At 73.8% G+C, this 16,175-nt stretch carries 15 protein-coding genes; 7 read left to right on the top strand and 8 right to left on the bottom strand.

Features of this window, described 5'->3' with window-relative positions; all coding sequences use genetic code 11:
- Positions 1 to 27: 27 nt before the first annotated feature.
- Genes kdpA through HUN58_RS03855 form a run of 3 tightly spaced genes read right to left on the bottom strand, consistent with a single transcriptional unit; the run spans position 28 to position 1,942 of the window.
- The gene (gene kdpA, locus HUN58_RS03865) at positions 28 to 1,719 is read right to left on the bottom strand and encodes a potassium-transporting ATPase subunit KdpA (protein WP_141859420.1); all 1,692 of its coding nucleotides are present in this window, start codon (positions 1,717 to 1,719) and stop codon (positions 28 to 30) included.
- Positions 1,719 to 1,808, bottom strand: coding sequence for a potassium-transporting ATPase subunit F (locus HUN58_RS03860; RefSeq protein ID WP_058729515.1), 90 nt, complete (start codon positions 1,806 to 1,808; stop codon positions 1,719 to 1,721). The genes kdpA and HUN58_RS03860 overlap by 1 nt, the downstream gene beginning before the upstream one ends.
- Complete coding sequence (locus HUN58_RS03855) at positions 1,805 to 1,942, bottom strand: hypothetical protein (RefSeq protein ID WP_167509948.1); 138 nt, start codon at positions 1,940 to 1,942, stop codon at positions 1,805 to 1,807. Before HUN58_RS03855 ends, HUN58_RS03860 begins: the two co-directional genes overlap by 4 nt.
- Positions 1,943 to 2,192: 250 nt before the next feature.
- On the opposite strand from HUN58_RS03855, the gene HUN58_RS03850 reads away from it, so the two are divergent.
- Positions 2,193 to 3,167: an Abi family protein gene (locus HUN58_RS03850; RefSeq protein ID WP_167509949.1), complete on the top strand. Its 975-nt coding sequence runs from the start codon at positions 2,193 to 2,195 to the stop codon at positions 3,165 to 3,167.
- Here HUN58_RS03850 and HUN58_RS03845 read toward each other — a convergent pair.
- Positions 3,153 to 4,121 (bottom strand): YafY family protein, encoded by a 969-nt coding sequence (locus HUN58_RS03845; RefSeq protein WP_114849533.1) that lies wholly within the window; start codon positions 4,119 to 4,121, stop codon positions 3,153 to 3,155. The genes HUN58_RS03850 and HUN58_RS03845 overlap by 15 nt on opposite strands.
- 62 nt (positions 4,122 to 4,183) lie before the next feature.
- Here HUN58_RS03845 and HUN58_RS03840 point away from each other — a divergent pair, with 62 nt between their 5' ends.
- Complete coding sequence (locus tag HUN58_RS03840; protein WP_180225953.1) at positions 4,184 to 4,603, top strand: VOC family protein; 420 nt, start codon at positions 4,184 to 4,186, stop codon at positions 4,601 to 4,603.
- Between the two features lie 146 nt (positions 4,604 to 4,749).
- Here the strand turns inward: HUN58_RS03840 and HUN58_RS03835 are convergent, their stop codons facing one another.
- Positions 4,750 to 5,568 carry a putative RNA methyltransferase gene (locus HUN58_RS03835; RefSeq protein ID WP_208745415.1) on the bottom strand — a complete coding sequence of 273 codons (819 nt, stop codon included), beginning with the start codon at positions 5,566 to 5,568 and terminating at the stop codon, positions 4,750 to 4,752.
- Between the two features lie 35 nt (positions 5,569 to 5,603).
- On the opposite strand from HUN58_RS03835, the gene HUN58_RS03830 reads away from it, so the two are divergent.
- The 5 genes from HUN58_RS03830 (at position 5,604) to HUN58_RS03810 (ending at position 12,271) form a co-directional block, all read left to right on the top strand.
- Positions 5,604 to 6,359, top strand: coding sequence for an SDR family NAD(P)-dependent oxidoreductase (locus tag HUN58_RS03830; RefSeq protein WP_114849293.1), 756 nt, complete (start codon positions 5,604 to 5,606; stop codon positions 6,357 to 6,359).
- Positions 6,360 to 6,384: 25 nt separating this feature from the next.
- The gene (locus HUN58_RS03825; protein ID WP_208745414.1) at positions 6,385 to 6,996 is read left to right on the top strand and encodes a hypothetical protein; all 612 of its coding nucleotides are present in this window, start codon (positions 6,385 to 6,387) and stop codon (positions 6,994 to 6,996) included.
- Between the two features lie 82 nt (positions 6,997 to 7,078).
- Positions 7,079 to 7,753, top strand: a complete 675-nt coding sequence (locus HUN58_RS03820) for a 4-phosphopantetheinyl transferase (RefSeq protein WP_208745413.1) — start codon at positions 7,079 to 7,081, stop codon at positions 7,751 to 7,753.
- 46 nt (positions 7,754 to 7,799) lie between these two features.
- On the top strand, positions 7,800 to 11,195 hold the full coding sequence (locus tag HUN58_RS03815; protein WP_180225951.1) for a thioester reductase domain-containing protein: 3,396 nt from the start codon (positions 7,800 to 7,802) through the stop codon (positions 11,193 to 11,195).
- A gap of 149 nt (positions 11,196 to 11,344) precedes the next feature.
- Entirely contained in the window at positions 11,345 to 12,271 is a 927-nt protein-coding gene (locus HUN58_RS03810; RefSeq protein WP_180225950.1) for an aldo/keto reductase family oxidoreductase, read from the top strand.
- Positions 12,272 to 12,402: 131 nt separating this feature from the next.
- Here the strand turns inward: HUN58_RS03810 and HUN58_RS03805 are convergent, their stop codons facing one another.
- The 3 genes from HUN58_RS03805 to HUN58_RS03795 form a co-directional block, all read right to left on the bottom strand.
- Positions 12,403 to 12,606 (bottom strand): hypothetical protein, encoded by a 204-nt coding sequence (locus HUN58_RS03805; RefSeq protein ID WP_141859439.1) that lies wholly within the window; start codon positions 12,604 to 12,606, stop codon positions 12,403 to 12,405.
- A gap of 70 nt (positions 12,607 to 12,676) precedes the next feature.
- On the bottom strand, positions 12,677 to 12,907 hold the full coding sequence (locus tag HUN58_RS03800; protein ID WP_058740758.1) for a hypothetical protein: 231 nt from the start codon (positions 12,905 to 12,907) through the stop codon (positions 12,677 to 12,679).
- A 34-nt stretch (positions 12,908 to 12,941) separates the two neighbouring features.
- Positions 12,942 to 16,130 carry a GH92 family glycosyl hydrolase gene (locus HUN58_RS03795; RefSeq protein ID WP_254631615.1) on the bottom strand — a complete coding sequence of 1,063 codons (3,189 nt, stop codon included), beginning with the start codon at positions 16,128 to 16,130 and terminating at the stop codon, positions 12,942 to 12,944.
- Positions 16,131 to 16,175: the final 45 nt, after the last annotated feature.

Here is a 16,175-nt window from a genome sequence, read left to right as displayed (position 1 = left end):
CAGTGTCCTTGGACATCGGCTGGGCTTTCATCGGGCGAGTGCTTCTGCGAGTGGTCCGAGGGCGAGGACCGGGAAGTAGGTCAGGGCGGTGACGATCACCGCGACGGCACCGAGCAGGCCGACGAACAGCGGTCGGTGCGTCGGCAGCGTGCCGCTGGTCTCGGGCACCTTGTCCTGGGCGGCGAGCGACCCGGCGAGCGCCAGGACGAGCGCGATCGGGATGAACCGACCGAGCAGCATCACGACGCCGAGCGCGGAGTTCATCCACGTCGTGTTCGCGGTCAGGCCGCCGAACGCCGAGCCGTTGTTGTTCGCGCCCGAGGTGAAGGCGTACAGCAGCTCGGACAGCCCGTGGTTGCCCGGGTTGAAGATGCTCGTGCCGAGGACCTGCTCACGGACGCCGGGGATCGCCAGGGACAGTCCGGTGCCGAGCAGCGCGAGGGTCGGCGTGACGAGGATGTAGAGCGCCGCGAAGGTCATCTCACGGGCACGGATCTTCTTGCCGAGGTACTCCGGGGTGCGTCCGACGAGCAGCCCACCGATGAACACCGTGATGACCGCGAGCACGAGCATGCCGTACAGGCCGGAGCCCACGCCGCCGGGGCTGATCTCGCCGAGCATCATGTTGAGGAGCGCCATCATGCCGCCGATCGGCGTGAAGCTGTCGAACATGCCGCTCACGGCGCCCGTCGACGTGGCGGTGGAGGTCGTCCCGAAGAGGGTCGTGCCGAGGATGCCGAAGCGCATCTCCTTGCCCTCCATCGCGGCACCGGCCGCCTGGGTCGCGGTCCCGCCGCCGGCGAGCTCGGCGATCGACATCACCGAGAGCGACACGAGGAAGATCGCGCCCATCACGGCGAGGATCGCGTAGCCCTGGCGGTCGTCGCCCACCAGTCGCCCGAAGGTGCGCGGCAGCGAGAAGGGGATGACGAGCATGAGGAAGACCTCGACGAGGCTCGTCCACGCCTGCGGGTTCTCGAACGGGTGCGCCGAGTTCGCGTTGAAGTAGCCGCCACCGTTCGTGCCGAGCTCCTTGATCGCCTCCTGCGACGCGACGAAGCCGTCCGGGATGTGCTGCGTGCCTCCGGCGAGGGTGGTGACGTCGATCCCGGAACCCCAGGACTGCACGACGCCGCCCGCGATGAGCACGATCGCGAACACGAACGCGCCGGGCAGCAGCAGGCGACCGGTGCCGCGCACCACGTCGACCCAGACGTTGCCGAGCGTGCCCGACTTCCGGCGGGCGAACCCGCGGACCAGGGCGACGGCGACCGCGAGGCCGACCGCTGCGGACAGGAAGTTCTGCACCGCGAGGCCCGCCATCTGCACCGAGAAGCCGAGGGTGGCCTCGGGTGAGTAGGACTGCCAGTTCGTGTTCGTGACGAAGGACGCCGCCGTGTTGAAGGCGAGCGACGGCCCGACGTTCGGCAGCCCGAGGTCGCCCGGCAGCACGACCTGGATGCGCTGCAGCAGGTAGACGACGAACACCCCGACGACGCTGAAGAGCAGCACGCCGCGCAGGTACGCGGGCCAGGACTGCTCGGCGTCGGGGTCGACCCCGATCACCCGGTACACCCCGCGCTCGACGCGGGTGTGCTTCGTCGGGGTGTACACGTGCGCCATCCAGTCGCCGACCGGACGGTAGGCGACGACGAGGAGCAGGACGAGGGTCGCGACCTGGGCGATGCCGGCCCACGTGTCGACCGTGGAGCCCGCCATCAGAAGCGCTCCGGGTGGACCAGGGCCCACACCAGGTAGACGACCGATGCGATGCCGAGGACGGCTGCGGCGATGGTGACGACGATCACAGCCGCTCCACCCCCTTGGCGATGAGTGCCACCACGCCGAACACGGCGAGGACACCGGCGACGACGAAGACGTCGAACACGAGGGACTCCAGGGTTGCTGCGGGGTCCGAGCCGGGCGGTTCGGGCCGCACCACGTGTGGTGCGGAACCGATGCTGGATCCGGTGACGCACCTCCAGGTCGGTCCTAACGGGATCCTGACGGCCTGCTGACGGACGCATGCGCCGCCCTAACGCCCGTCGCGGCGCGAGCCGCGGTGGTTCCCCCCGTTGCCGAGGTGGAGCCGCGCTGGTACCGTTGCAGCATCATGATCGGCCCGCTCGCCTCACGGCTCGGGCCGATTTTCTCGTACCGGGGGAGACGAGCTGCCGTACACGAAGCCGTGGTTGTCGATCGACGACCAGATCGCGACCCTGCGCGGACGCGGGCTCTCGATCGCTGACCCGGACCGCGCGGCGGCCGTCCTCGCCGAGGTCGGCTACTACCGACTGACGGGCTACCTCTACCCGTTCCGCGTGTCCCGCAGTGTGACCGACGAACACGGACGCGCGGCGACACTCGTCGAGGAGCGGTTCCGTCCGACGGCGGCTTTCGACGACGCGTGTGCGCTGATCGTCTTCGACCGCGCCCTGCGTCTGCTCGTGCTCGAGGCGGTGGAGCGGGTGGAGGTCGCGGTCCGCACCCGGCTGGCGCACGTCCTCGGCCGGGTCGCACCGTTCGCGCACGAAGACCGGTCGGTCTTCAGCACGGCCTTCACCGCACCACGTCCGGGCACTGACCCGCGCAGCGAACACCAGCGGTGGCTGGAACGGCTCGACGAACGATGCGCGCGGTCGGACGAGTCGTTCGTCGCGCACTTCCGCGAGCGGTACGACGGCCACATGCCGATCTGGGTCGTCGTGGAGCTGCTCGAACTGGGGCAGGTGTGCCGCCTGTACAGCGGTCTCCGGAACGACCTCGCCACCGAGGTCGCGGCGGCGTTCTCGGTGCCGACCAAGCAACTGATGCGGAGCTGGCTCGCGTCCGTGAACTACGTCCGGAACGTCGCGGCGCACCACGCCCGGCTGTTCAACCGCAAGCTCGTCGCCGCACCGAAACGACCGAATGCGACGCAGGTCCCCACACTCGCGCACCTCGGATCCGGAGCCGCACCCAAGCGGTTCGGGGTCTACGAGGTCCTCGCGGTGCTCGCGCACCTGCTCGAGTCCGTCCCGTCCGACGGTGACTGGCAGCGGCGCACCGCGGCGCTGCTGGCTGACTTCCCGCAGATCGACGGCATCGACGTCCGGTCGACCGGTGCCGACCCGGCCTGGCTCAGCGAACCGCTTTGGAACGGCCCTCGGCGATCAGGGACGAACTGACGGGGGTCGATCGCCGACGGCCTCCTGCAGCCGACCCGCGAGCGCGGCGACCGCGTCGCGGAGCGCGTCCGGCCCCTCGACCTGGAAGGGCACGGTGGACGCGGCGAACGCACCCGCGAGTCCGTCCCAGGACCACGACCCGCGGGTGACCCGGCTGCGGCCGTCACCGAGCGCCTCGACGACGGCGTCCTCCGGCAGGAACGGGGCGATCCGCGCCGCGTCCTCGGCGCGCACCAGCACGGAACCCGTGCACGGCCAGACGTCGTCGCGGTCCGAGCCCCGGAACCGCGCCGACACGAACGCGGCGGCGTCCCCGCCCGGCACCGGACGCGGGGTGAACGGGAGTCGGGTCGGCATCCGCGGCGCGATCCGGTCGACGCGGTAGGTCCGCCAGTCGTCGCGCTCGGGCTCCCACGCGAGCAGGTACCAGCGGCCACTCCGCGCGACGACCGCGTGCGGCTCGACCCGGTGCAGGGTGTCGCGCTCGCCGTAGCCGAAGCGCAGGACCTCGTGGCGGTGCACGGCGGCGCTCACGGCGACCAGCACCTCCGGGTCCGCACGCGTCGTGCCGGGTGCGGTGACGGCGTCGACGAGGTCCACACGGTTCCGGAGGTGCTCCGGCATGACCTGTCGGACGGTGGTGAGCGCACGGGCGGCGGCCTCGGCGATGTCGGCGCCGGACGCGGGCGCCACGGCGAGGGCGAGGGCGACCGCGACGGCCTGCTCGTCGTCGAAGAGCAGCGGCGGCAGGTCGGACCCGGCGCCCAGGCGGTACCCGCCCGCCGGCCCGCGCACGGCCTCGACCCGGTAGCCGAGGTCGCGGAGCCGGTCGACGTCGCGGCGCAGGGTCCGCGGGCTGACGGCCAGTCGGGTCGCGAGTTCGTCGCCCGGCCACTCGCGGTGCACCTGCAGCAGGGAGAGCAGCGCGAGCATGCGCGAGGACGGATCGGCCATGTCCACGATCATGCCCCGAGAAGCAGTCACGATCTGACCGCAATGCCCGACATCCTCGTCCCATGAGCATCGAGATCACGACCCACATCAACTTCGACGGACAGGCCCTCGAGGCCCTCGACTTCTGGGCGGCTGCCTTCGGCGGCACCGTGCAGGCGACCACCTACGGCCAGATGGGCGCGTCGCAGGACCCGGCCTGGGCCGACCGGATCGTCTTCGGACAGGTCACCACCGAGGCCGGCTTCCGCATCATGGCGTTCGACGTCTGGCCGGACCAGCCGTACGACCAGGGCACGAACGGCTTCTACGTCTTCGTGCACGGCGACGACGCGGACGAGGTCACCCGGTACTGGGACGGGCTGTCCGATGGCGCCGAGGTGCGGCAGCCGCTCGGGCCGTCGCCGTGGGCGCCGCTCGCCGGTCAGCTGCGCGACCGGTTCGGGGTCGTGTGGCAGCTGGACGTGGCGGCGCTGCAGGGCTGAGGCACGGCGCGGGTGCGTCGGCGCTGCCGCGTCAGCGCTGCCGCGTCAGCCTCGTCGATGGAGCAGGAGACGTCGGGTCCGTCCCGGGCGACCCGACGTCTTCTGCTCCACGAACGCACGGGCACCGCACCAGACGCGCGGCGCCCTCAGCCCACCGGCGTCCAGGTACTCACCGTCACCGCCGCCGTGACGGTCGCCGACCCGAAGGTCCGCTCCGGGTCCACGTGGTGGTGACCCGGCCCCATGTGCACCACGTCGTGCACGTCCTCCGCGGTCAGCTCCATCGTCCACGTCAGGTCGTTCGAGCTCCGCAGCACGAACGACGGCGTCAGCGAGTCGTGCAGCCGCCGCTCCTTCTCCGGGTCCACCGCGATCGTCGCCTCGGCGAGCTCCGCCAGGTGGCCGGTCCGCGGGGTCACCACCGCCAGGGCCCCCGCCGGGTGCAGCACCCGCGCGTACTCCCGCTGGTTGCGTGGCGCGAAGACGTCCAGCACGACCGCGGCCACGTCGTCGACGGCCGGGAGGCGCTCGGTCACGTCCCCGACGACGGCTCCCGCCCGCGGGTGGATGCGCGCGGCACGACGGATCGCCACGGCGGACAGGTCCAGCGCGACGCCGAGGCGGTCGGCCGCGGCCCCGGTCTCGAGGGCGTGGGCCAGGTACGTGCCGGGCCCGGACCCGACGTCGAGCACGACGCCGGGCGCCGTCGTCTCGGCGACCACCGCGGCGAGCGCCCGCTCCACCGGGGCGTAGTGCCCGCGGCCGAGGAAGCGCAGCCGGGCGTCGACCATCGCGGGCGTGTCCGCGGTCAGTGCGCGGCGCTTCGCGGGCAGCAGCGTCAGGTGGCCCTGCTTCGCCTCGTCGTACCGGTGTCCGGTCGTGCACCCCACCGAGCCGTCGGCGACGCGGGCGAGCGGCTCGGCGCAGACGGGGCAGGCGAGCACGGGGAGCAGGTCGTCGCGCACCCCCACAGCGTACGCAGCCTCGCTACCCTGGCCCGATGTCGCTCGAGCAGCTCTTCGGTCTGGACGGACGTCGCACCCTGGTGACCGGCGGGAGCTCCGGCATCGGGCGGGCGATCGCGGAGGCACTGGCGGACGCCGGGGCGCACGTGGTGGTCGCAGCCCGGACACGCTCCACCATCGACGAGACCGTCGCCGCGATCGAGCACGCGGGCGGATCCGCCACGGGTCTCGTCGCGGACCTGTCGACCCGGGGCGGCGCCCACGCCCTGGCCGATGCCGTCGGTGAGGTCGACGTCCTGGTCAACTCGGCGGGGATCAACCTGCGCCCGCCGATGCCGGAGCTCGACGAGGCCACCTGGGACGCGACGATGGCCGTGAACCTGGATGCACCGTTCGTCCTCGGGCAGCGGCTCGCGCCGGGCATGGCGGCACGCGGGTACGGCCGGATCATCGGCATCAGCTCGCAGCAGGCCCACCGACCGTTCGCCGCGAGCGGCGCGTACGGGGTCTCCAAGGCCGCCCTGGAGGCGCTGGTCCGGTCGCAGGCAGAGGCCTGGTCGGGCCGTGGGGTCACCGCCAACGTCCTGGTGCCGGGTTTCGTGCAGACCGCGCTGAACCGACGGCTCTCCGCCGATCCGGAACGGGTCGCCGCGCTCGCGGCCCGCACGCTCGTCGGCCGGAACGGCGAGGCCTCGGACTTCGCGGCCGCGGCGGTCTTCCTCGCCGGGCCCGGGTCCGCCTACGTCACGGGACAGTCGATCGCGGTCGACGGCGGGTTCTCGGTGCACTGAGGCGACGGCTCGGTAGCGTCGGTCCATGGCCGTCATCCACCGCGCGACACTCCGACCGTCCAAGGCCGAGGCCCTCGCCGCCTGGCTCCCGGGCCAGCCGTGGAGCGGCCTGACGGCGGGCGATCCCGTCGAGGTCGTGACGCGCTTCCGCTTCGACGACCCCGCGGGCGAGGTCGGCGTCGAGGTGCTCCTCGTGCAGACCCCGGACGGCCGGCTCCTGCACACGCCGCTGACGTACCGCGGAGCGCCGCTCGACGCTGCTCGGGCGCACCTCGTCACCGAGATGGACCACTCCGTGCTCGGTCGCCGCTGGGTGTACGACGCCGCCGGTGACCCGGTCTACGCCGACGTCGTGCGGCGCGCGATCGCGACGGGCGGCCACGAGGCCGAGCTCGAGCGAGCCGACGGCACCGGACACTTCGACAAGGAGGGAACGGCGCACGGCAGCGGCACGGCGGCGGTCTCCCCCACGGTGACGACGGTCGCGGCGCACACCGACGGCACCGAGACGACCGTCCGGACCGACCACGGCGACCTCGTGGTGCTCCGGGTCGTCGGTCTCCCGGTCCCAGAAGGCGAGACCTTGACCGCGGCGTGGGGCGACCGGCACGCGGTCGTCGCGGTGCTGCCCGCCTGACCGACGTCGCGGACGCTCCCCGACCCCGCCGGCAGCGTGCCCCGTTCGGGGGACTCCGAGGGAACCGGCGTCTGATTGCAATGTGCAACTTCGACGGAGGTCCCCCTGGTCGGCGCTCCTGCCCGCCTCGGTGGTCGTCGCGACCGCGACGCAGGACCTCGAGGGGACCCTCGCCGACGACGAGGCGGCCGCGGTCGCAGGAGCGCTGCCCGCCCGCCGAGCGGAGTTCCTGACCGGACGGCTGCTCGCCCGCCGCGCCCTGGCGGCGACCGGGATCCGCGCGGGGACCCTGCCGGTCGCGCGGGACGGCGCGCCCGTCTGGCCCGAGGGGGTCGTCGGCACGATCACGCACTGCACCGGACTCCGCGCGTGCGCCGTCGGACGCCGCGACGAGCACGCCGGCATCGGCATCGACGCGACCCCGGCGGCACCGCTGCCCGCGGGGGTGCTCGCACGCATCGCGGACCTGGACAGCACGCCGGTCACGGCCGGTCTGCGTGCGCTGCGCCGGATCGGGGTTGAGAGTCCGGACAGCGTGCTGCTCGCCGCGTCCGAGGCGGTCGCGAAGGCGCGGACCGCGGCGCACGGCGGCTGGTTCGGCATCGACGGCGCGACCGTCGAGCTGCACCGGGACGGCAGCTTCACCGCGACCGAGCGCCGGGGGCCGGCGTTCACCGCGACGGGGCACTGGGCGGTGGACCGGGGGGCGGCGCTGGCGGGGGCGGCGCTGGCGGGGGCAGCGCTCCACGAGCGCTGAGACGGACGCGCAGGGGCGCGCCCGAGGAACGACGAAGGGACGAACGATGGACCAGCACCACGACGACACGTCGGTCGAGGCGGTGTTCGCGCAGCACGCGGACCACACCGCACTGCGGCACCGGGACGGCACGACCGTCACCGACACGAGCTTCCGGGAGCTCTGGGACCGCGCCGGGTCGGTCGCGGCCGTCCTGGGCGAGACCGTCTCGGCGGGCGACCGGGTCGCGCTGCTCGGCGCCGCGACCGCCGACGTCGTGACGCTCGAGCTCGCGGCCTGGATCCTCGGCGCGGTGACCGTGCCGCTGCAGACCAGCGCGCCGGTGTCGGCACTCCGGGCGATCGTCGACGAGACCGAGCCGGTGTGGCTCGGCGTCGCGGCCGAGCACCTGCCGACGGCCCGGGCGGTGCTCGCGACGTCGGACGCCGCGGTGCGGACCGTGCTGCTGGACGCCGGCGACGAGGACGGGGACCAAGGCCTGCCGACGCTCGGCGCGCTCGTCGGCCGGGGCACCGACCTGTCCCGCCCGACGCCGTGGCACCCGGCTGCGGGCGAGGACCCGCTCGCGCTCCTGCTCTACACCTCCGGGAGCACCGGCACCCCGAAGGGCGCGATGTACACGCGGGCCATGGTCGAACGGCTGTGGCACGCGCTGCGGCCCGACCGCCCTACCCCGGACACCACTGCCGCCCCGACCGCCGACGTCGTCGGGTACGCCTACCTGCCGATGAGCCACCTCACCGGACGCGCCGCCGTGCTCGCCACGCTCGGCCGCGGCGGGACCCTGGCGCTCGCGACGTCCACCGACCTGTCGACCCTGTTCGAGGACCTCCGGGTGTACGCCCCGACCGAACTCGTCCTCGTGCCCCGCGTGGCCGAGATGATCCGGCAGGAGGGCGAGCGCGAGGAACAGCGCCGCCTGGCCGAGGCGGATGCGACCGACCCGGCCGCCGTCCGCGCCGCCGTGCAGGCCGACCTGCGCGTCCGAGCGCTCGGCGGACGGATCCGGCAGGCGATCTGCGCGAGCGCACCCCTGACCCCCGAGCTCCGCGCGTACGTCGAGGACTGCCTCGGGACGACCCTGCACGACCTCTACGGCTCGACCGAGGCCGGCAGCATCCTGCGCGACGGGGTCGTCCAGCAGCCGCCGGTCACCGAGCACAAGCTCGTCGACGTCCCCGAACTCGGCTACCGGACCACCGACCGACCCCACCCGCGCGGCGAGCTGCTCGTGAAGAGCACGGCCGTGATCCCCGGGTACTTCCGCCGCCCGGACGTCACCGCCGCGGTCTTCGACGAGGACGGCTTCTACCGCACCGGCGACGTGATGGCGCAGACCGGGCCGGACACGTACGTGTACCTCGACCGGCGGAACAACGTGATCAAGCTCTCGCAGGGCGAGTTCGTCGCCGTCGCCGCGCTCGAGGCGACCTACGGCGGCACGCCCGAGGTCCGCCAGGTCGCCCTGCACGGGGACAGCCGGCACGCGTTCCTGCTCGCCGTGGTCGTCCCCACCGACCCGGCGGCGACCGAGCGCGACGTCCTCGCCGCCCTGCAGCGCACCGCGCGGGAGCACGGACTCGCCCCGTACGAGGTGCCCCGCGGCGTGATCGTCGAGCCGGACCCCTTCACGGTCGAGAACGGCATGCTCTCCGACGCCCGGAAGCTCCTGCGCCCGCGCTTCACCGAGCGCTACGGCGAGCGCTTCGCCGCGGTGTACGACGCCGTCGACGCGCAGCAGAGCGGCACCCTCGTCGCGGCCCTCCGCGAGCACGTGGCCGACGAGCCGGTCGTCGACACCGTGGTCCGTGCGGCGCAGGAGTTCCTGCACGCCGAGGTGTCCCCCGAGACCGCCGCGGCCGCACGCTTCTCGGACCTCGGCGGCGACTCGCTCTCCGCCCTGACCTTCTCGGGGATCCTCGAGGACGTGTTCGACGCCGAGGTCCCCGTCGGCGTGATCACCGACCCGACGAACGACCTCGCCGCCGTCGCCGCGTTCGTCGAGCGGTCCGCCGCCGACGACCGACCGTCCGTCGCGCGCGTGCACGGCGCCGACCCGACGGTGCTGCGCTCGGCGGACCTGCGCCTCGACCGGCTGCTCGGCACCGTCCCCGAACCGGTCGGGCGGCCCACGGCGAGCCGGGCAGCAGCGGACCCGGCAGCGGACCGGGCAGCTGCCGCCGGCACCGACGCGGGGCCCCGCACGGTCCTGCTCACCGGCGGCAACGGCTACCTCGGACGCTTCACGGTCATCGACTGGCTCGAGCGGCTCGCCCCCGTCGGCGGCACCCTGGTCTGCCTGGTCCGCGGTGCCGACGACGCGGACGCCCGACGGCGCCTCGAGGCCGCGTTCGCCGCCGACCCCGCCTTCGTCGCGCGGCTCGGCGAGCTCGACGGCGCGCTCGAGGTGGTCGCCGGTGACGTCAGCGAGCACCTGCTCGGCCTCGACGAGGCCCGGTGGCGGGACCTCGCCGCCCGCGTGGACCTCGTCGCGCACGCCGCGGCCCTCGTGAACCACGTGCTGCCGTACTCCGCGCTGTTCGGCCCGAACGTGGTCGGCACCGCCGAGGTCCTGCGCCTCGCGATCGCCGCCGGGAGCGTCCCGGTCACGTTCGTGTCGAGCGTCGCCGTCGCCGGCGGTGCCCGACCGAGCACCACCGAGGACGTCGCACCCGACGCCCCGGCTGCGCTCGACGAACGGGCGGACATCCGCACGACGATCCCGGAGTGGACGGTCGCGGACGAGTACGCGAACGGCTACGGCGCGAGCAAGTGGGCGAGCGAGGTGCTGCTCCGCGAGGCGCACGAGCACCACGGCGTCCCCGTCGCCGTGTTCCGCTCCGACATGGTCCTGGCGCACCCCCGCTGGCGCGGCCAGGTGAACCTGCCCGACGTGTTCACGCGGCTGGTCTGGAGCGTGCTCGCGACGGGCCTCGCGCCGGCGTCGTTCGTGCAGCGCGCACCGGACGGCTCACGGCAGCGGTCGCACTACGACGGGCTACCAGCGGACTTCACGGCCGCCGCGATCGACGCGATCGGCGCGGCGGTCACCTCGGGCCACCACACCTACAACGTCGTGAACCCGCACGACGACGGCGTCTCGCTCGACACCTTCGTCGACTGGTTGATCGAGGACGGCCACCCGGTCGAGCGGATCGCGGACCACGCCGAGTGGGTCACGCGGTTCCGGGAGGCCCTGACGGCCCTGCCGGACGAGGACCGCGCCCGATCGGTGCTGCCGCTGATGCACGCGTTCGCCGTCCCGGAGGCACCGCACGCCGGCTCCGCGATCCCCGCCGACGGCTTCGCCGCCGCGGTCCGCCGGGTCCGACCGCTCGGCTCCCCGACGATCCCGTCGCTCGACCACGCGCTCATCGCGAAGGTCGCGGACGACCTCGCGTTCCTGGGGCTGCTCACGCCGACGCGCGTCGGCGCGCGCTGACGGGCCGCACCCCCACCGGACGGGAGGCGCGGTGCCGACCCGGCACGCGCCTCCCGTCCGTCGCCTGGTCGCGTCGGACGCGACCGGCACCGCCGACGGGCACCCGCAGGGCCTGCCTGCGGAGCGGGTCGGCTGGCAGGATCGAGCACGTGAAGACACTGGAGTTGCCACAGACCGACCTCACCGCGTCCGACGTCGTCGTCGGGCTCATGCGGATCAACGACATGAGCGACGAGGACATCCGGTCGCTGTACACGGCCTCGCGGGACGCGGGCGTCACGATGTTCGACCACGCCGCGATCTACGGCGGCTGGCACGGGTGCGAGGCCCGCTTCGGCGAGGCCGTCACGCTGTCGTCCTCGGAGCGCGAGGCGATCCAGCTGCAGACCAAGGTCGGCATCCGGCAGGGGTACTTCGACTTCTCGTACGAGCACGTCATCGAGTCGGTGCACGAGTCGCTCGAGGCGCTTCGGACGGACTACGTCGACGTCCTGCTGCTGCACCGGCCCGACGCCCTGGTCGAGCCCGAGGAGGTCGCCCGCGCCTTCGACGAGCTGCACGCCGCCGGCAAGGTGCACCACTTCGGCGTCTCGAACCACACGCCCGGTCAGGTCGACCTGCTCCGCCAGCACGTCCGGCAGCCGCTGGCGTTCAACCAGGTGCAGCTGAGCATCACGCACGCGAACGTCATCGCGCAGGGGGTCGCGGCCAACATGGGCGGCCTCGACCAGTCCATCGACCGGGACAACGACATCCTGAACCACGCACGGATGACCGGCGTGACCCTGCAGGCCTGGTCGCCGTTCCAGAAGGGGTTCTTCGACGGCGTGTTCCTGGGCGACCGGGAGCAGTACGCCGAGCTGAACGACGTGCTCGACGAGGTCGCGGCCGCGCACGGGGTGACCCCGACGGGCATCGCCGTGGCGTGGATCACCCGACACCCCGCGCACTTCCAGGTGGTGCTCGGCACGACGAACCCGCAGCGCGTCCAGGAGGCCGCTGCCGGGTCGGACGTCGTGCTCTCCCGCGAGGAGTGGTACCGGATCTTCACCGCCGCGGGACACACCGTCCCCTGAGCGCGCCCGGGCGTCGGCGGCGCTCGGCACAACCGGGAGCACGCCGAACCGCGGAATCCCGTGGCGCGGCGTGCTCCCGGTTGTGCGGGAGCACGCCGAACCACCCGGCGGCCGGGGCCCCCGCGCCCGGCTCAGTCCGCGTCGCGGGGCGCGCTCGGCACGGCGACGTCCACCGGTGACACCCGGGTCGGGTCGGCGGACGCACCACCGACCACGTCGAACGAGATCCCGAGCGCAGCCGCCGTCTCGGCGTCGAGCTCCAGCCCGTCCTCGTCCACCTGGTCCTCGGGGATCGCGCGACCCTGCGACGGGTCGAACGAGTTCGCAATCGACATGCCGGAGAGCATGCCCGCCGCGCTTGGCAATCCGCGGGGAGCACGCGGTGGGGACTCAGAGGTCCCCTACTCAGAGGTCGTCGGGGTGCAGCCGCTCACCCGCCTGCGGGCGTCGGAACACCGGGCCGCCGCCGGCCTCGTCCTCCTCGTGGTGGTCGACCGGCCCGCGGGTGGGATCGGCCGCATCCGGACCGACGTCGGCCCCGCGGTCCTCCTCCACCTCGAGTTCGGTCGCGTCCGAACCGTCCACGGGGAGGTCGGCGCCTGGCTGTTCCGGATCGAACGGTGCACTCATCGACATGGTCGCAGCATGCTCCGGGCGGGTGGACGGCGCATCAACGCTGTCCGTCCGCCGCGACGAGCTCGAGCTGCGTCAGGCGCAGGTCGGTCACCGCGGTGAACCGGAACGACGTGCCGACGCCCTGCAACCGGAACACCCGGGTCTGCCCCGGCCACGCGAACGCGGCGTCCCGCACCGACGCCCGGGCCTCGCCGAGCGACACGTCCCACGAGTACGACCCCGGCTCCGCCACCGTGACGGTGTACAGCGACGCGGGCACCTCCGGCACCGCGAACGCGATCCCGGACCCTGCGGCGAGCGCCGTCACGGTCCGCCCGGTGTCGTCCGCCAACGCGGCAGCAGCCCCGGACACCGGCGCACCAGCAGCCCCGGTCACGCCGCCGGGCAGCAGGTCCCACGGCACGTCCCGGTACCCGTGCACCTCGGACGCGGAGAGCGGCCGGGTGTCCGCCGCCCACCCGGTGGGCTCGCCGGACAGCGTGAACACGATCCGCGACGCCCCGACCACGACCGCGTGCGGGATGCTCACGGACGTCCACGGTTCGCCGTCGACCGTCACCGACGCGACGTAGGGGCCCGACGAGTCACCCGCGACCTCGATCACGGTCGGCGATCCACCCGACGCCCCACCGGCGGGCCGCAGCACCGTCCGCCGGACCGACGGCGGCACGAGCACGTACGCCCCGGTCGACGGCGTGAGCGGGTACAGCCCGATCGTCGCGAGGACGTACCAGGCGCTCATCTCGCCGTTGTCCTCGTCGCCCGGGTACCCCTGCCCGAGGTCCGACCCGACGAACAGCCGCTCCAGGCACTCCCGGACGACGCGGTGCGCCAGGTCGTGGCGCCCGGTGGCCATCGGGAAGAACGGGATGTGGTGCGCCGGCTGGTTCGACAGCCCGAGCATGCCCATCCGGACGTCGCGCGCCTCGGTCATCTCGTGGATCGCGAAGCCGTAGGACCCCGAGTGCACGGTCGCGCCGGTCTCCGGGGTCGCGAAGAACCGGTCGATCGCCGCGTCGAAGCGCTCGGGGCCGCCGTGCAGGTCGACGACGCCCGCCGGGTCGTGGGGTGCGGTGAACGCCGTTCCGTAGGCGTTGGTCTCGGTGTAGTCGTCGCCCCAGTCGCGCGGGTCGAACTCCGTCCCCACCCGCCACGAGCCGTCGGGGTCGCGGCCGACGAAGAACCCGCGCTCGGCGTCGAACACGTTCCGGTACTGCAGCGAGCGGCGCGCGAACCACTCCGCCTCGGCCTCGTACCGGGCCAGGTCGTCCGCGGTCGTCGCCCGCGATGCGAGCAGGCCCGCCATCACCGCGAGACCCCAGTCGTTGATCGCCGCGTCGAGGGTCCAGCTCATGCCCTCGTGCGTCGCCGTGTCGACGTGGCCGCGGAACACGGCCGGGAGGATCCCCTTCCGCCCGACGCGCTCGTCCCGTGCCGGGACGGTCGCGTTCCGCAGCGCGCTCCGGTAGGCGGTCGCCAGGTCGAAGCCGGTGACGCCCTTCACGGCGAGGTCCGCGAAGACCGTGTCGCTCGTGGTGCCGGTCATGCAGTCCTCGGCGCCGGGGGCACTCCACCGCGGCGTCCACCCGCCGTCCCGGAAGTGGCCGACGACCCCCTCGGCGAGCGCACCCGCCCGGTCCGGGGTGAGGAGCGCGAGGAGCGGCCAGGCGGTCCGGTAGGTGTCCCAGAACCCGTTCACGGTGCTGAGGGTGCCCTCGACGACCTCGGGGCCCGGGGCGTCGCGGATCGGCGCGGCGAGGACGTCGCCGTACGGGGAGCGGTACCGCGGGACGCCGTCTCGTGCGGTCTCCCCCGCGGTGAGCGGGAACAGGAAGAGCCGGTACAGGCCGGAGTACAGCGAGACGAGCTGGTCCGGTGTCGCTCCCTCGACCTCGAGCGTGCCGAGGGCGGCGGTCCAGGCGGCCTCGGCCCGCACGCACATCGTGTCGACGTCCCCGGCGGCACGGGCGTTCGCGCGGGCGTCCTGGATCGAGACCGTCGAGATGCCGAGCACCACGTCGGTGTGCCCCGCGGCGGCGCCGTCGACCTGCACCCAGCCGCGGAGCATGCCGTCCCGGACGACCGTGCGGTCCGCGGTGGCTCCGGCGATCCGGACGTGCACGTGGTGCGGCGGGGTGCCGGGCCGGTCGTCGAGCAGGCACTCCACCACGGCCGTGCCGTCGACGATCGCCACCGAGACGTCGTCGACGCGGCCGTGGTGGTCGAGGACGACGGCCCGGGTGCCGGTGAACCGGAACCCCAGGGCGAACTCCCCCGCGGTCATCGTCGCGGTGACGCCCTGGTCGAGGGCGACGCGGTAGCGGTGCGGCCCGTCCTGCTCGTCGTCGTGGTCGAAGCCCAGCGCCCGGGCGGTCCGGTCAACGTCCGGCTCGTCGAGCGGGGACGGCATGAGCTGGAACACCCCGCGGTCGGCCATCCAGGGCGACGGCAGGTGGCTCGTGGCGAAGCCCTGCAGCGCGGACCGGACGCGGCCGTCCGGCTCCGTCCGGGCGTGCTCCTGGTACGCGTACGGCCAGTGTCTGCTCGACGCGTCGGTCATCGGCAGGCCGAGCACCCCGCCGTGCGGCACCCCGACGACCGGTGCGGTGTTGCCGCGCGAGGACCGCGACGACGACTGCGTGCCGCGGGTCGTGCGGACGTGGTCGATCAGCCGTGCCGGCTCCGGGCGCGCCGGTCCGATCCGGACCGCGTCGAACCAACCGCGCAGCGCCGGGCGCTCCCCGTCGTCGTCCGCAGCCGGTCCGGCGGCGCCGAGCCGTGCCTCCAGGCGGTCCACGACGGCACCGGCGAACGGCGTGAGGTCGACCGCGCGACGGTTCCACTGGTCGACCCACTGCGTCTTCGCCGCCGCCTGGGCCGCGGGCGTCAGGCCGGCGCCGTACTGGTCGTGGGCGGTGTCGCTCAGCCGTCGGCCGTCGGTCAGGACGACGTCGAGGTCGGCGGCCGTCGCGTCCCAGAAGTGCGCGAGGTCCGCCTCGTCGGGTTCGTCGTGACCGGCCGGCAGGGTGCGCTCGGGGAACCAGACCCACGACAGCTCGTCTCCGGGTGCGATCGCCCGTCCGGCGAAGCCGGGCAGGACCCCCTCGACCGTCGTCTCCCCCGCCGGGCGTTCGAGCAGCCAGGCCTCGGCCGAGTCCCAACCGACCCCGTCCCGGGCCGCCACCGCCGTCGTCGGGCCACCGCTCCGTCGCAGTTCACGCACCCGACGACCCTATTTCCTCCAGGGTGTCGACGAAACCCCCGCGCA

It is taken from the genome of Curtobacterium sp. Csp1 (genome assembly GCF_013347185.1).
The sequence above is the reverse complement of the archived record's forward strand: the minus strand, read 5'-3'. Positions and strand labels throughout refer to the sequence as shown.

Excerpts from the sequence above, each read along its gene's own strand:
- kdpA (WP_141859420.1), bottom strand. The coding sequence starts at position 1,719 with ATGGCGGGCTCCACGGTCGACACGTGGGCCGGCATCGCCCAGGTCGCG.
- HUN58_RS03845 (WP_114849533.1), bottom strand. The coding sequence starts at position 4,121 with ATGGCCGATCCGTCCTCGCGCATGCTCGCGCTGCTCTCCCTGCTGCAG.
- HUN58_RS03840 (WP_180225953.1), top strand. The coding sequence starts at position 4,184 with ATGAGCATCGAGATCACGACCCACATCAACTTCGACGGACAGGCCCTC.
- HUN58_RS03830 (WP_114849293.1), top strand. The coding sequence starts at position 5,604 with ATGTCGCTCGAGCAGCTCTTCGGTCTGGACGGACGTCGCACCCTGGTG.
- HUN58_RS03825 (WP_208745414.1), top strand. The coding sequence starts at position 6,385 with ATGGCCGTCATCCACCGCGCGACACTCCGACCGTCCAAGGCCGAGGCC.
- HUN58_RS03815 (WP_180225951.1), top strand. The coding sequence starts at position 7,800 with ATGGACCAGCACCACGACGACACGTCGGTCGAGGCGGTGTTCGCGCAG.
- HUN58_RS03805 (WP_141859439.1), bottom strand. The coding sequence starts at position 12,606 with ATGTCGATTGCGAACTCGTTCGACCCGTCGCAGGGTCGCGCGATCCCC.
- HUN58_RS03800 (WP_058740758.1), bottom strand. The coding sequence starts at position 12,907 with ATGTCGATGAGTGCACCGTTCGATCCGGAACAGCCAGGCGCCGACCTC.